This is a genomic window from Treponema sp. R6D11 (assembly GCF_054786075.1).
Genome location: NZ_BDHD01000742.1, coordinates 1 through 555, shown reverse-complemented (window position 1 = coordinate 555; position 555 = coordinate 1). Strand labels below are relative to the sequence as shown.

The window sequence follows — 555 nt, the reverse complement described above, 5'->3', positions numbered from 1 at the left end:
TCAACCTTGCGTATTCGCTGTTCAAAAAATTCACGACCAAAAAAGACCCTGAAATGAATTTACCACCGATGGTTGATAAATATGTCATACCGGAATACCTCAAACCATTATTCTTTTGTGCCTGTGCTTTTTTGGATGGCGTGCTCTTTGGTTTTGAAGGCACGGTTGAAATTTGCCCACTCTTAAATTTGACATTGTTGACCGGTTTATAGGTAATATCAATTTTCAAAGCCTGTCCACTCTCACCATCGCGTTCGGTATGTAAAGCGGTTATGATTACATTTTCATATGTCTCAACCGTGGTTGATAATGCCACCAGACGTCGTTCCTTAAACCACGCCTTCAAGTCCTGCCAGATTTGCTGTGCCTGTCCTTTCTTAAACTCATCGCCCACGCGATTGACGCTGTAATCGCTAACGAGCATACTCACTTCATTTTCCTGACCCTCTTCGCTAAAATTATCATTTATGCTTGTTCCGTCTTCAATGGGATGCGTGGACAGATTGCCCTTAAAGTTGTGGCTCTCAGTAAGGCATAGATCAAAATTTAGATGGG

The 555-nt window shown here is 42.2% G+C and carries 1 protein-coding gene; it reads right to left on the bottom strand.

What is annotated here, in order from left to right; all coding sequences use genetic code 11:
• Positions 1–555: phage baseplate protein (locus tag ACYVTD_RS15835; RefSeq protein WP_461248649.1), on the bottom strand; the 555-nt coding region annotated here is incomplete at both ends.